Below are 11,901 nucleotides of genomic sequence, written 5' to 3' on the forward strand. Positions count from 1 at the left end.
GGCCATCGTCAGCAACCGGACGCCCTACGCGACAAACTTCAAAAATGCTGCTTGACTCAAACATTAGGCTGCCGTCTACGCTTTGCGGTTCATCCACGATGATGATCGGATGAGTGGCGCGAACAAGGTCGATGGGCTTCTCACCGCCCGTCTTCTCGCTGTCCTTGTATAGGTTGTTCACATCCTTCTTGTTGATTGCCCCGACGGTGGCGACCATGATCTGGATGTTCGGGCTTGTTGTGAAGTTTCGCACTTGCCCGAGCTTGTTTGAATCATACAGGAAGTACTCGTAGCCTTTGGCGATGGGGTACAGGTTTTCGAAGTGATCACGCGTGATCTGAAGAGTCTTGTAGACACCCTCCTTGATCGCGACGGACGGAACGACAATCACGAACTTGGTGAAGCCGTAACGCTTGTTCAGCTCGAAAATCGTTCGCAAGTAGACGTATGTCTTGCCCGTGCCTGTCTCCATCTCGACCGTAAAGTCGCCGCTCGTGAGCGACTCGGATGGCCGAAGCCCGTTGCGCAACTGTATCGCGCGAAGGTTCTCAAGGATTTCATCGTCAAGCAGCTCAAGCCGATTGCCAATGCCAAGCTCGCTCTCAGTGATCCCGAATGAGCCCTGCGCTGAATCCTCGGGGCGATAAGTGACTGTGAATTCCGTGCGATTGATATCCTGTCCCTGAAACAGGTCTACGACTGACTCAATCGCAGCCTGCTGATAGTCCAGATCATCTTCAAAATGCAGTTTCATGTGCGCCCCCGATCTTACAGGCTGCGCACATGAGCGATGCCATTCTGCTCCAGAATGGCCGTCATGTTGGTTTTGGCGATGTCGTCGGCGAAAGCGCTGTCGCGGAAGACGACTTGCGTGTCCGAAGCAGGCTCAAGTTCCTTGTGCCAGGCTACGATGCCTTGTGCGAGCGGCTCGATTTCGTCCTTCTTGATATCGTCATCAAGGCAGGCGAACAGCACACCGAAGCCGATGCTGTAGACTGCCTTGCCCGCAATCTCTTTCTCTTCAATCGGAACGGTTAGATCGACCCCGCGCTTGAGCAGCAGCTCATACAGCACGTCTTGCTCGCTTCGGCCTTCCACAAGGTGCTCGGCGTGGTCGAGCAGGCTCTGCTCAAGATCGGATGCGTCGGGATTCCAGGCTCGGATGTTAGATTGATCGAGCTTGAAAGATTTGAATCCTGTGTCGAATGGAAACTCGCGTTTTGCAATCTCTTCAGCGTAGTCTTCTCTTAATTTCTCTGCCGCCAAAACAATTCGTTTTCGGCTAAGCTGGGCTATATCCCTCATTCCAGCACGCGATGCATCGTGGCCCTCATCAATTGCCTCTGGCAATTGGATCATTATGAAACGCCTTGTTCCGCCATCTTTCGCGTTTGCCTGCATGACCGCATGTGCAGAGGTTGATGACCCAGCAAAGAAATCAAGGACTGTTGCATCTTCATTGTCTGGCAAAAGACTAAGGAGCCACTCAATGAGCTGAGGGGGCTTCGGGTGATCAAACATTCGCTTGCCAAAAAGCTGATCAAGCTCTTTTTGAGCGGTCTGTCCTGACACAAGTGTCTGCATGTCCACGTGAGGTTTTTTTGCCACCCCGTCGTAGCGTACTTTGTTGTAAACGTTACCATTTTTGAAAACTATGTCGCCCTCCGCGAGGCCTTGCTTATACTTCTCCTCCGACCACAGCCAGCGAGGCGCAAAACCACCAACTTCACCACGCTGCCTTCCTTGCCAATCTTCAAATGATCCACCAGCGTAGTAACTGACGCCTTCGTGCTCGATCACATAATCAAGTGTTTTTCGATATGCGGAGCTCTTACTGTCCAGCTTTCGAAGATAATATTTCCCCCTATCATCCTCTAAGTTGAAGCGAGATATGTCTGATTGCTCTTTCGCAAACTCAGTCAGATCCGCACTTGCTCGATAACACAGAACGTAGTCTTTGTTCTGAGACAGAAAACGAGAATCCATTTTAATATTCTCCGTTTTCTTCCAGATAATTTGGCTTATGAAATTTTCTTCGCCAAATATATCATCCATAATCGCGCGAAGGTTCGAGATTTCATTGTCGTCTATCGAAACAAAAATAACTCCATCGTTCTTCAAAAATGTTTTCGCCAATTTCAGGCGGGGATACATCATCGTAAGCCAATTTGAATGTTTTCGCCCGCCAGCTTCTGTATTGGAAGAAAATTTCATCCCTTCGTTGTCGATTTGGCATGTATATCGCAGGTAAGTCTCCAGATTGTCTTGAAATTTGTCAGGGTATATGAATTCCCTTCCTGTGTTGTAAGGAGGGTCAATATAGATCATCGAAACTTTGCCTGCGTAACCCCTCTGCAATAGCTTCAATACCTCAAGGTTATCACCCTCTATGAATAGGTTTTGCGTTGCGCTCCAATCTACACTCTCGTCGCGGGCGGGACGGAGTGTTCCAGTGGATGGAGTGAGCGCAATTTGCCGAGCCTTTTTCTTGCCAAACCATGTTAGGCCGAACTTCTCGTCACCTTCAGCGATCTGATCACCTAAGAGCTGACGAAGTGCTTCGAAGTCTACGCCGTCTTCGGTGAAGGCATCGGGGAAGATGGCCTTCAACGCTTCGATGTTTTCGTCGATAATGTTCAGGCTTTCGCCGTCCTCCTTTTTCAATGCGTCCATTGTCGTTTCCTCACAATTCGTTCCGTGCCGCTTCGATGCGGTCACTAAGTTGCTTGATCCTCGTGTTCAGACTCACCTGAGACCCAAGGTTTTTCTCTTTCTTCAGCTTATTGCGGAGTTCGTTCCGCTCCTGATGAAACTTCTCGATCTGGCGTAACGCTTCCAGACGTGCCGTCTTGCCCTTTGATGCGCTCTCCGCTTCGCCTTGCTGCGCGTAACGCCCTGTATAGGCGGCACAGTTCAAGGCGATGATCCGCGCGACCGCGTCCTGATAGAAATCGTAGAGATTTCGGTAGCTGAAATTCGTCACGCGGAAGTCCGCGACGAACGCTGCTTGCGCTGGCTCAGGTGAGCCGATATCGATCCAGCCCGTATCATAGCTATTCTCCGTCACGATCTTGTTTGCATCGGCGCGATTGATCCGCTTGTCGGCAGCATTGACGGCCAGGCGTGTACCGGAGACGAACAGGATGAGCAGCGGGTAAGGGATGGCCTTCTGGATCACCGACGCAATTCGCTGGTGTCGATCAGCAGCCGTAAGCACTACCTGCAAAATCGCAATCTCAAGATACTCGTGCGTGTCATCTTCGAGCTTGGGGATGTTGATCGTCGAAGGCTTAATCGTGTAGCGCCACTCGATCCCTTCGATGTCTTCGACAAAGGCTTTCTTGTCAGTTGCGCCAAGCTGGCCGTGCTCGTAAAACTGTTTCTTGAACAGTCGTTTGCCGAGCACGCAAGCTTCAGGCACGGCGAGGTTTTCGTGGAATTGTTCGATTGTGCGGATGTCTGTCATGGCGTGTTCACCACCATGTAGCTAACCACCTCGAAGTCCTCCATGCTCTGGAAGCTGTCCTTGGTCAGGTTCGTTCCGCCACGGGAGAACAGACTTTCGACGCCTTTTTCCTCTGACTTTCCAACAACGCTTGCCACGGCGCTCTCCAGCAGGGCGCGGTAATGGCTCAAGTCGCGCCCGTTCTTCGTCTTTGCGCTCATGCGGGAAACTGCGTTCTTGTCTACCGAGCGCTTGCCGAGGCCATGCTTCTTCAGGACATCGAGCACCTTCTTTGACTGCGTGAAGGTCAGGCACACTTGGCCGTCATCGCTGACGTAGGTCAGGTAGTAGGGCGCAAGTGCGTAGCCGTCATCGTTCCTGACGGGCTTGCCGACGTTCTTCAGACAGAAGATTACGCCAGGCGGCAGACCTTCGAGCTTTACCGCATGATCTAACGTCACGGCTGCGAACAAACCTGTCGGCGCGTCCTTAAGCTCTTCAAGATGCTCCTTCATAAAAGCCGACAAATCCATGCGGAAGTCATTGAGCGTAAGATCGGTGATCGACACGCCGCCCGACATATCTTCGAGATCGACAACCGTATTCTGAAGCTGGTGTAGCTGCTTGCGGCGATACTCAAGATCGTTCATCGCGCCGCCTGCGTCTTGCTCGATCACGTTTTCTTCGCCCGTGGCCGAGATGTCGAGCAGCACCATCCGTCCGCTCACGCGCGCCTCAAGGTTGATGTACTCATCCAGCTCCATGTTCGGCCAGAAATTCACAAGCTGGATGACCGCATTCTTCGATCCGAGACGGTCGATCCGCCCGAAGCGCTGGATGATCCGCACAGGGTTCCAATGAATATCGTAGTTAATCAGGTAGTCGCAGTCCTGAAGGTTCTGGCCTTCTGAAATGCAGTCGGTTGCGATGAGCAGGTCGATCTCTTCCGTCGCCGCTTCGTCGATCTTCGACCTTTCCTTGGAAACAGGCGAGAATGATGCCAGCAGGCTATCGAAGTTCGTGCTCTGACCAATCAGGTTCGTCTTGTTCGTGCCGCTACCTGTGATTTGAGCGGCATGAATGCCAAGGGTATCCTTCGCCCAGCCCGCGATATTTTCGTAAAGATAGTTCGCTGTGTCGGTAAATGCTGTGAAGACGATGATCTTGCGATTGCCGTCATTGATCGGATTACGGCACTTGTCAGCGATCACATCTCGGAGGCTGTGTAGCTTTGCGTCCCGATCCGCATCGATCTTCCGCGCTTCATCCAGCAGTGCTGCCAGCTTGCTGCGGTCGTCTTCTAAATCCTGCCGCCAGCGATGCTCATCCATGTCCTTGATGAGCACCTTGACCTTGCGCCCGATCAGGTAGTCATCGAATGCAGGATCGTCAGTCTCGACATCTTCGATGCCAAGCTCTTCGATGTCACTGGCGCTATGATGCTCCAGTTTTTCGAGTAAGCTCTCGACTTCCCCAAGCAGCTTTTCAAGCGTCAGCCCGAACGAATTGATCGAGCTTTCCATGCGCTTGAGCAGGTTCACGCGCATCAGGTGGATAAGGCTTTGTTCGCGGTCGATCTGGCGGAAGACCGACTGACCGCCTTTGACCTTCACATCATATTTGCGGCTGTACTCTTCACGCTTGTCAGCGCGAACATATTTGAGCGGCGAGTAGGCGCTCAAATTCAGCTTGCGGATGGTGCGGTTGATTTCTCGCAGCGGTGGAAACTGCCCCGTTGTGTCAATATCGGCCTTGATGTTGATCGGCTGAAGACGCTCAGGGAATGAGCCGATCTCCGTCACATCGTAGTATTTCTCGATATGCTTGCGTGAGCGCGCAATCGTGAGAAGGTCGAGCAGCTTGAAGTAGTCGAAATTCATGCTGTCGAGCAGGCCCTCGACCGTTCTTTCGTTATCCTCCTGGCGCAGCCAGTTGTTGAACCGCGTTTGTGCCTTCCGCAGCGTTTCTTCGATACTCCCGATCCCTTGATCGCTATAGGCGCTGTCGATTCCTTCCGTGATAAACGCGACCTGGTTCTTCAGGTCGTTCATACGGTTGTTTACAGGCGTTGCCGAAAGCATCAGCACTTTGGTCTTCACGCCGGATCGGATGATCTCATCCATCAGGCGCGAATAGCGCGTCAAACCTTCTTTGGCGGAGGTAGCGTTGCGGAAATTGTGGGACTCGTCGATGACCACAAGGTCATAGTTCCCCCAATGCAGTGTTTCTAAATTGATCTCGCCAGATCGACCTTGAAGACGCGTGAGATCGGTGTGGTTCAGCACGTCATAGTTGAAGCGATCCGCTGCCAACAGGTTTCGCTTGTCGTTGACGGTATAGACCGTCCAGTTGTCGCGCAGCTTCTTAGGGCAAAGGACGAGAATGCGGTCGTTGCGCAACTCGTAATATTTGATGACAGCCAGCGCTTCGAACGTCTTGCCCAGACCAACGCTGTCAGCGATGATGCACCCGTTATATTTTTCGAGCTTGTCGATTGCGCCGAGAACGCCGTCCCTTTGGAACTTGTAGAGCTTGTTCCACACAAGCGTGTCTTTGAAGCCCGTCTTGGACTTGATGATGTTCTCTTCGTCTATGTCTTCAAGAAAATCTTTGAAGATATTGTACAGCGTTATGAAGTAGATGAACTCGGGAGTCTGGTCGTTCACGAGCAACTCTAATCTTTCGAGCAGCATTGCCTTCGCGTCTTCGACCGCCGATGGATCGTTCCAAATCGTCTCGAACCACTCCAACATGGACTTCGTGCTTGGTGCGTCCTGCGCGCACATATTCATATGAAAACGGTTTGACTCGGAGTATCCGAAGCCCGTCGATGTAAAATCCGAACTTCCTTGAATACCGATGGCGTTACCGTTTTTTCCTTCCGCAAGAAGAAGGTTCTGTCCAAAGGCACGGGGGTTTTTTGCAATCTTTATTTCGGCTTTATCCGAAAGCCATTTTGCGCACTCTTTCGCGATACGATTTTGGTCTAGTTGGTTCTTGAACCGAAGCTCGAACTCATCACCCGCGAGCGCAGCCGCCTTTCCATCTGAAGAGTCATTGGCAGGGTCTTGAGCCAATAGCAGCCGAATGCCGTCAACGGACTTCAGCTCTTTCTTCAGAGACTCGAAGCCATAGATCGAAAACAAGCCAGAGATAACCGAAAGCTTCGTACCTTCAGTGAGATAGCCGCGCAGTGCTTCTCCGACCTTGCCGTTCTTCCTGTTGTCCAGAAGCATTAGTTGCTCGCCCTAGTGTCCTTCATCTGCTTGTTAATCCACGCATCAATCTCTTGCTTTCTAAAACGCCAAGCGCCTCCGACCTTGAACCCTGGGATTTTTCCCTCTGCCGTGAGCCTATACGCCGTCTTTTCCGTGATCTTCAGATAGTCCGCGACTTCCTTGATCGTCATAATATCGGTCTGCATACCAAATTCCGGAAAAAGTGACAATTTTTGAGAAAATACGGCAATAACTGGAAGACCTCAAGGGTTAGATTTAATGATTGCACACCCTTGCGGGCCGGGTTCTCGTGAACCGAGCCTGTCTTCTCGGCTATGCGGCTTCGATCCCTTGCGCATAATTTGACGCCAACCTTGAGGCTGGTTTTTCTGTCTGTTTTAGGGGCCTGCGGCCCCATCCGCCGTAAAGACCGAGCCCTTTGGGCGCAGCTAGCGGTTTTCCCGTCCTTCCGCACTTCGTTTGTGCAGGGTGGGTGATCACCCACCGCTGTCTGCGGTCTTGACGGCATCCCCCCGCTCATTGGCGCTGGCCTAGTCCGGTTGCATGCGCAACCGTTTTTCCAAATCTACAAGATGGAAGAAAGCGACTGACCGAACGGCCAGCCGCGCAAGGTTAGAAGCGTGGAGGACGAGCTGCCAGTTCACGCTCGATATTTTTGATCGAGGCCAGAGCATCCTGGCGCTCTTTCGAGCCACGGCGAGCCGTTGCGAAAGCCCAAAAGGCTTCAGTCAGCAAACCGTTCAATTCGCCGGTGCTCAATTTAGCTGCTTCAAATTGTGAGACGCGTTTCATCGTATCCTCCTTTCTTTCAAGGAGGCCCCGAACCATTCAGGGCCTTTCGGCCCCGTCACACATCATCATCGGCATAGAAGGCGCTGATGGGTCGGGCTGACCTTCAAAAACAAGTTGGTGGAGAACGAGGAAACGAGCAGAAGCAGTTTGAGGCTGCGATGTTTGTTGGCGGCCTCAAATTGATCGCAGGTTGAAACAAGCAGTCTTCAAGGGGCAATCGTTTATTTTCGTGGACTGTTTTGAATTGAACCGCTGCGCCAGCAATCAGCCGTGATAGTGTGGGCTATGCTTGATCTTGCTTACATCGTTGGCGGCTTCATCGGCTTGGTGTTCGGCGGCAACTTGCTCGTCCAAGGCGCGGTTGCCGTTGCTCGCAGTCTCAACATTTCTCCGATGATTATCGGACTCACCTTGGTTGGGTTCGGCACATCAACGCCAGAACTCGTAACCAGCGTTCAAGCTGCTCTGGCGAATTCGCCCGGCATTGCTGTTGGCAATGTCATTGGCAGCAACATTGCGAACATTCTTTTGATTCTCGGCGGTGCAGCGCTCATCAATCCGATTGTAACCGACCCTGCAGCGTTGCGACGCGATGGGTCGGTTATGCTGCTCGCGTGCCTTGCGTGCATTGCACTGGCATTGGTTGGAACCTTTGATCGCGTATCTGGCGCAGCCCTGTTCGCATGTTTGTCGGGGTATGTTGCGGTCACGATTTATCTTGAGAAGCGCCGCCCGACGCCAGCACAAGACGTTTATGTTGCCGAGTCAGAACTCGTCGCACATAAACCGAACTCTCAGTTGCGCGACCTCGCGCTTATGGCTGCCGGACTGGTGATTACCATTGTGAGCGCTCGATTCTTAGTGAGCGGCGCTATTTCAATCGCGACGGCGATGAGTATCCCGCAATCAATCATCGGCGTTACCATCATTGCCGTAGGCACCTCTCTTCCCGAGCTGATCACCTCGGTGATCGCCGCACGAAAAGGCCAAAGCGATGTTGCGCTGGGCAACATCATTGGCAGCAATATCTTCAACATCTTCGGCATTTTGGGAGTCACAGCTCTCATCGCACCGATCGCCGTGCCAGCCGAATTTGTAAGGCTCGATATCTGGGTGATGTTGGCAGCGACCTGGTTGTTGCTGCTCTTCGCTCGCACAGGCTGGCGTGTTGGCCGACGAGAAGGCGCAGTTATGTTGGCGGCCTACGTATGCTACGCAGGCTACCTGTTGAGTACGCTATAGCCAGTTCGCAAACGGCCTTTTCTAGTTTTCCGTGAAGCTTGGTGGCTTTCACGCTTCCGCTCCTGCGCAGGCTTACTCTGACGCAGCCGGTCATAATTCGCTGCGTCCTCGCGAAGTCGCAGCAACTCGCTACTCGCCAATGAACGCTGCGCGCGGATATCTTGCGCCAGGGCTTGGCGCTTCACCAGTTGCTCGAAGATCAGCGCATCTTTCTCATCACGGTCGCGCTGGTAAGCTTGCAGGGTCTCTTGCTCGTTTTGCGCTCTGATCTTGCCGTACTGACCAGTGATGCGATGCCATATGCCGGAGAATCCCTTCGGCAAACGGCTTGCTCTAAGCTCGCTTTCTTTTTGCCAGCGCTTCGCATGCGCCGCCCTCAGTTCTTGGCGCGCTTTTCGTTGCTGGTCGTTGAGCTCGGCTTTGCGGAACGCCAACAAAGCTAGGCGATGTTTGGCTTGGCGCTCTGCATCGCGGATGAAGCTTTCCAGCTTCTGATTCATCGTGGCCGCGATCTCGATCTTCGCATCGGAGACCGATCGCAATGGGTCGGGCTCTCCCAATCTGGCTTTCATGTCCTTGGCCTTCACGCCGCAAAAGCGTGAAAGGGAGTAGACCTCGCCACGATAATCGACTGCCACGAATCCCCGCCGATCCCCCTTGGCGAGCCAGAAGCCGCGCTCCCGTAGCGCCAGATCAAAGGAAGCTGTGTTGTCCGATTTTTCCCAGCATTGGTGAAGAACGGTTTTGAGTTCCCGCGGATCGAGACCGGCACGTTTGGATTGTTGCCATTCGGCCCGCGTAAAGCTTAGCGGATCGCGAAAACTGCGATCCTGCATGCCACGCGGCATGTCCCATCCATGTTCGAGAAAGAGTTCCCGCGATACGTCCTTGAGCTTCGCTTTGTAGTGCGGGAGGTTGATGGCGCGCATCTCGGCAGACTGTATGCGCGACCAAACCGCATGGGCGTGGCGACGACCGTCTTTCTCATGAAAGACGATGGCACATGGCTGGTTATCCAGTCCCAGCCTGGCTTCAACCTTCTGGATGGCTTGTTCAAAAGCCTCGGTGCTGACATGCGCATTCTCCGGCGGGTTGAGGCTCAGGGAGAACAGGTAATTCTGACAGCGCGTCCCACGGGCAATCGCATCGGCTTCGTGAAAAGCTCCCAGCAGCTCATCACTGGCAAAGCCGCGAACAGCATGCAGCTCGACATGATCGTTGTCCCGCATGGAAAGCAGGTATTGAGCTAGTTGCGGCGCGTTTCCTCTTTCCTTCGCTTTAAGGATCATGGCCCGCCCTCCGGCGACTTTCCGAGAGCGCGAAGGAGATCGGCACGAAGCGCGCGCACTTCCTGGCAAGCAGCCCAGAGTTCAAGCTCCGTCTCCGGCGTGACCGGCAACGATCCGCTATTACTGGCTTTGGCGAGTTGATTGAGATTGCTGGATAGGCGCGACTCTCCAAGAGCGCCAAGAACACGCCCCAAGGCTTCCGCGTCTTTGACCGGACGGTTTCCAGATTTTTTGCGCGGGGTTACATCACCGCCAAGCAACTTCTCGCGGATGTAAGCGCCCAAAGGTTTGCCAGCCGCAGCTTCCTCAAGCTGCGCACGCTCCTCGTACGTGAGACGCAGGGAGAAGGGCGGAGGATACTTCGCCCTTGGTTTTTCGTCCTGGCTGGCTGATTTGATGAAATCAGGGCTTAGGTTTGCCATTGTCGCCGCACCCCAGACCCTTTAGGTCTAGTTGTGCGAGATGGTCTTCCCATTCCTGAAGCACCTCGAACAAAGTGTTCGAACTTTCTACGTCGAGGTGCGCCATTTTCTTCATAAAATCAGCGTCTTATAAATTTCCCCTCATCGGAAATAGTGCTTACGCGGTGCTTACGTGGACATTTTGCGGAAGCAGGTTCCTCACTCAGGCGCGCAAAAAGTCCATTGACCCGTTTACTCACGCTGAGTTTTTGGATTCGAATCTCACGTGCCACACCACGTGCGAAATGGTTCGCTGTTGTGCGAGCAAGTACGCCTTGATGCGAGATGAGCGCCGAAGGTTCGACTACCAGCCGGCGGGCCACGCGCGATGAAGATTCGAACTATTCCTTCGCCATAGCACTACACTCTTGGTGAGATTTCAGCTCTAGACTGGGAGCTTGGCGTTGATCGGTAGCACGAAGTCCCTGTCGGCCGTCACCATCCCCTTTTTCGACGCGAGCGGATAGTGGTCGTAGCCTTGCAGTGCCATACTGAACAGAGGCTGTTCTGCGCCAGGCATGGCTTGGTGTTACGGCATCTTATTGAAGTTGTCCGCGAACGGAGCGTGATAGTCGGGTCCGAATGCAAGCGCGGTCTGCAAAAGGCCTCGCGGGTTCATGCCATCGAGTTATCCTCGGCTTGTCGCGACCAGATCAGCCGATCGACCTAAGAGCAGCGCAGCACCAGCAAGATCATGGCCGCCTTAAGGCTGGCAACGCCCTGGACCGGTAGATCGACTGGTCGCGGCGCTCCTGCTTGGACCCGGTCGCAGTGCCCACGCATCATCTGCTTCGACCAGACCGCTACGCTGGTTTCGGCGCAGATCGCGTCAAAATACGCTTCACGGTCGACGCCCTATTCACTTGGCTCGATCTCTCCACGGCGCAAGTAGCTGTAGACGAGGGGCGATACTAAGAGGTGGACCCGCCTGGTGAGACAGTTTTGCGGCTTGGCTAAGGTGGATCGGGTTCGTTTCTATGCCGCCAGTGTCTCCGTCATTTCCGCCGTAGCATGGACCTCGTGTGGTGTCCTGCCGCCGAAGGTCGAGTGCGGGCGTCTCCGGTTGTAATAGTCGATCCAGGAACCGATCCCGTTGCGGGCTTCGCTTCCCGTCTCGAAGGCGTTGAGGAACACGCACTCGTATTTGAGGCTGCGCCACAACCGTTCGATGAAGACGTTGTCCATCCAGCGGCCGCGCCCGTCCATTGAGATGCGGATGCCGGCGTCCTTCAGCGTGGTGGTGAAGGCGAAGCTGGTGAACTGGCTTCCCTGATCCGTGTTGAAGATGTCGGGCCTGCCGTGCCGGGCGATCGCCTCTTCGAGAGCGGCGACGCAGAAGTCGGCATCCATCGTGTTCGACAGCCGCCAGGCCAGCACCTTGCGGCTGAACCAGTCCATGATGGCGACGAGATAGAGCAAGCCTCGCCGCATCG

Annotated in this window: 10 protein-coding genes; 1 reads left to right on the forward strand and 9 read right to left on the reverse strand. The window is 53.8% G+C overall.

Annotated elements, in window-relative coordinates; all coding sequences use genetic code 11:
• The 6 genes from RBB34_RS19425 to RBB34_RS19450 form a co-directional block, all read right to left on the reverse strand.
• Nucleotides 1-754 (reverse strand): DEAD/DEAH box helicase family protein (locus RBB34_RS19425; RefSeq protein WP_306120899.1); only part of this gene is annotated, 754 nt, incomplete at its 3' end.
• A 14-nt stretch (nt 755-768) separates the two neighbouring features.
• Complete coding sequence (locus RBB34_RS19430) at nt 769-2,673, reverse strand: site-specific DNA-methyltransferase (protein ID WP_306120900.1); 1,905 nt, start codon at nt 2,671-2,673, stop codon at nt 769-771.
• Nucleotides 2,674-2,683: 10 nt separating this feature from the next.
• Complete coding sequence (locus RBB34_RS19435) at nt 2,684-3,466, reverse strand: DUF4391 domain-containing protein (protein WP_306120901.1); 783 nt, start codon at nt 3,464-3,466, stop codon at nt 2,684-2,686.
• Nucleotides 3,463-6,681, reverse strand: coding sequence for a helicase-related protein (locus RBB34_RS19440; protein ID WP_306120902.1), 3,219 nt, complete (start codon nt 6,679-6,681; stop codon nt 3,463-3,465). Before RBB34_RS19440 ends, RBB34_RS19435 begins: the two co-directional genes overlap by 4 nt.
• Nucleotides 6,681-6,869 carry a helix-turn-helix domain-containing protein gene (locus RBB34_RS19445; protein WP_346432554.1) on the reverse strand — a complete coding sequence of 63 codons (189 nt, stop codon included), beginning with the start codon at nt 6,867-6,869 and terminating at the stop codon, nt 6,681-6,683. Before RBB34_RS19445 ends, RBB34_RS19440 begins: the two co-directional genes overlap by 1 nt.
• 427 nt (nt 6,870-7,296) lie before the next feature.
• Nucleotides 7,297-7,476 (reverse strand): hypothetical protein, encoded by a 180-nt coding sequence (locus tag RBB34_RS19450; protein WP_306120903.1) that lies wholly within the window; start codon nt 7,474-7,476, stop codon nt 7,297-7,299.
• Nucleotides 7,477-7,761: 285 nt separating this feature from the next.
• Here RBB34_RS19450 and RBB34_RS19455 point away from each other — a divergent pair, with 285 nt between their 5' ends.
• Nucleotides 7,762-8,718 (forward strand): calcium/sodium antiporter, encoded by a 957-nt coding sequence (locus tag RBB34_RS19455; protein ID WP_306120904.1) that lies wholly within the window; start codon nt 7,762-7,764, stop codon nt 8,716-8,718.
• Here the strand turns inward: RBB34_RS19455 and RBB34_RS19460 are convergent.
• From RBB34_RS19460 to RBB34_RS19470, 3 genes are all read right to left on the reverse strand, one after another.
• Nucleotides 8,697-10,007, reverse strand: a complete 1,311-nt coding sequence (locus tag RBB34_RS19460; protein ID WP_306120905.1) for a relaxase — start codon at nt 10,005-10,007, stop codon at nt 8,697-8,699. The genes RBB34_RS19455 and RBB34_RS19460 overlap by 22 nt on opposite strands.
• Entirely contained in the window at nt 10,004-10,429 is a 426-nt protein-coding gene (locus RBB34_RS19465; RefSeq protein WP_306120906.1) for a hypothetical protein, read from the reverse strand. Before RBB34_RS19465 ends, RBB34_RS19460 begins: the two co-directional genes overlap by 4 nt.
• A 1,014-nt stretch (nt 10,430-11,443) precedes the next feature.
• The coding region (locus RBB34_RS19470; protein ID WP_306120907.1) for an IS3 family transposase at nt 11,444-11,901 on the reverse strand (458 nt) is incomplete at its 5' end.

This window comes from Roseitalea sp. MMSF_3546 (assembly GCF_030732865.1).
Taxonomy (GTDB): domain Bacteria; phylum Pseudomonadota; class Alphaproteobacteria; order Rhizobiales; family Rhizobiaceae; genus Roseitalea.

Coding starts and splice junctions, on each gene's coding strand:
- RBB34_RS19445 (WP_346432554.1), bottom strand. CDS start 6,869: ATGCAGACCGATATTATGACGATCAAGGAAGTCGCGGACTATCTGAAG.
- RBB34_RS19440 (WP_306120902.1), bottom strand. CDS start 6,681: ATGCTTCTGGACAACAGGAAGAACGGCAAGGTCGGAGAAGCACTGCGC.
- RBB34_RS19435 (WP_306120901.1), bottom strand. CDS start 3,466: ATGACAGACATCCGCACAATCGAACAATTCCACGAAAACCTCGCCGTG.
- RBB34_RS19455 (WP_306120904.1), top strand. CDS start 7,762: ATGCTTGATCTTGCTTACATCGTTGGCGGCTTCATCGGCTTGGTGTTC.
- RBB34_RS19465 (WP_306120906.1), bottom strand. CDS start 10,429: ATGGCAAACCTAAGCCCTGATTTCATCAAATCAGCCAGCCAGGACGAA.
- RBB34_RS19430 (WP_306120900.1), bottom strand. CDS start 2,673: ATGGACGCATTGAAAAAGGAGGACGGCGAAAGCCTGAACATTATCGAC.
- RBB34_RS19450 (WP_306120903.1), bottom strand. CDS start 7,476: ATGAAACGCGTCTCACAATTTGAAGCAGCTAAATTGAGCACCGGCGAA.
- RBB34_RS19460 (WP_306120905.1), bottom strand. CDS start 10,007: ATGATCCTTAAAGCGAAGGAAAGAGGAAACGCGCCGCAACTAGCTCAA.